We start from the raw sequence: 2,387 nt of genomic DNA, 5'->3' as shown, positions 1-2,387 counted from the left end.
ACTCCATGGGAAATCTCATCTTGAGGGGGGCTTCATGCTTAGATGCTTTCAGCACTTATCCCGTCCACACGTAGCTACCCAGCGATGCTCCTGGCGGAACAACTGGTACACCAGCGGTGTGTCCATCCCGGTCCTCTCGTACTAAGGACAGCTCCTCTCAAATTTCCTACGCCCGCGACGGATAGGGACCGAACTGTCTCACGACGTTCTGAACCCAGCTCGCGTACCGCTTTAATGGGCGAACAGCCCAACCCTTGGGACCTACTTCAGCCCCAGGATGCGATGAGCCGACATCGAGGTGCCAAACCTCCCCGTCGATGTGGACTCTTGGGGGAGATAAGCCTGTTATCCCCAGGGTAGCTTTTATCCGTTGAGCGATGGCCCTTCCATGCGGTACCACCGGATCACTAAGCCCGACTTTCGTCCCTGCTCGACTTGTAGGTCTCGCAGTCAAGCTCCCTTTTGCCTTTGCACTCTACGAATGATTTCCAACCATTCTGAGGGAACCTTTGGGCGCCTCCGTTACTGTTTAGGAGGCGACCGCCCCAGTCAAACTGCCCACCTGACACTGTCCCTGAACCGGATCACGGTCCGAGGTTAGAATGTCAGCACAGTCAGGGTAGTATCCCACCGACGCCTCCACGTAAGCTGGCGCTCACGCTTCCAAGGCTCCTACCTATCCTGTACAAACTGTACCAACATCCAATATCAAGCTACAGTAAAGCTCCATGGGGTCTTTCCGTCCTGTCGCGGGTAACCTGCATCTTCACAGGTACTATAATTTCACCGGGTCTCTCGTTGAGACAGTATCCAAATCGTTACACCATTCGTGCGGGTCGGAACTTACCCGACAAGGAATTTCGCTACCTTAGGACCGTTATAGTTACGGCCGCCGTTTACTGGGGCTTCAATTCAGAGCTTCGAGTCTGTGACTCTAACCCCTCCTCTTAACCTTCCAGCACCGGGCAGGTGTCAGCCCCTATACTTCGCCTTGCGGCTTCGCAGAGACCTGTGTTTTTGCTAAACAGTCGCTTGGATCTTTTCACTGCGGCTCTCTCAGGCTATTCACCTTAATAGAGCACCCCTTCTCCCGAAGTTACGGGGTCATTTTGCCGAGTTCCTTAACGAGAGTTCTCCCGAGCGTCTTAGAATTCTCTTCTCGCCTACCTGTGTCGGTTTGCGGTACGGGCACCTCTCACCTCGCTAGAGGCTTTTCTAGGCAGTGTAGGATCAGGAACTTCGGTACTATTATTTCCCTCGCCATCACAGCTCAGCCTTTATGAGAAGCGGATTTGCCTACTTCTCAGCCTACCTGCTTGGACGCGGACATCCAATGCCGCGCTTACCCTACCTTTCTGCGTCCCCCCATTGCTCAAACGGTGAGGAGGTGGTACAGGAATATCAACCTGTTGTCCATCGCCTACGCCTTTCGGCCTCGGCTTAGGTCCCGACTGACCCTGAGCGGACGAGCCTTCCTCAGGAAACCTTGGGCTTTCGACGGAGGGGATTCTCACCCCTCTTATCGCTACTCATACCGGCATTCTCACTTCTAAGCGCTCCACCAGTCCTCTCGGTCTGACTTCGCAGCACTTAGAACGCTCCCCTACCACTGACACCAACGGTGTCAATCCATAGCTTCGGTGATACGTTTAGCCCCGGTACATTTTCGGCGCAGAGTCACTCGACCAGTGAGCTATTACGCACTCTTTAAATGGTGGCTGCTTCTAAGCCAACATCCTGGTTGTCTGGGCAACTCCACATCCTTTTCCACTTAACGTATACTTGGGGACCTTAGCTGATGGTCTGGGCTGTTTCCCTCTTGACTACGGATCTTAGCACTCGCAGTCTGACTCCCGAGGATAAGTCTTTGGCATTCGGAGTTTGACTGAATTCGGTAATCCTGTGGGGACCCCTAGTCCAATCAGTGCTCTACCTCCAAGACTCTTCCCTCGAGGCTAGCCCTAAAGCTATTTCGGGGAGAACCAGCTATTTCCGAGTTCGATTGGCATTTCACCCCTACCCACACCTCATCCCCGCATTTTTCAACATGCGTGGGTTCGGGCCTCCATTCAGTGTTACCTGAACTTCACCCTGGACATGGGTAGATCACACGGTTTCGGGTCTACGACCACGTACTCATTCGCCCTAATTAAGACTCGCTTTCGCTACGGCTCCGCCTTATCGGCTTAACCTTGCACGGGATCGTAACTCGCCGGTTCATTCTACAAAAGGCACGCTGTCACCCGTTAATGGGCTCCAACTAGTTGTAGGCACACGGTTTCAGGATCTCTTTCACTCCCCTCCCGGGGTGCTTTTCACCTTTCCCTCACGGTACTGGTTCACTATCGGTCACTAGGGAGTATTTAGCCTTGGGAGATGGTCCTCCC

The 2,387-nt window shown here is 53.6% G+C and carries 1 rRNA gene; it reads right to left on the bottom strand.

Going from position 1 to position 2,387, the window contains the following annotated elements:
* A 23S ribosomal RNA gene (locus tag MW695_RS22080) occupies positions 1–2,387 on the bottom strand; the annotation flags it as partial.

Source organism: Halalkalibacter sp. APA_J-10(15), from assembly GCF_023017105.1.
Classification (GTDB): Bacteria; Bacillota; Bacilli; order Bacillales; family Bacillaceae_D; genus Halalkalibacter.
The sequence above is the reverse complement of the archived record's forward strand: the minus strand, read 5'-3'. Positions and strand labels throughout refer to the sequence as shown.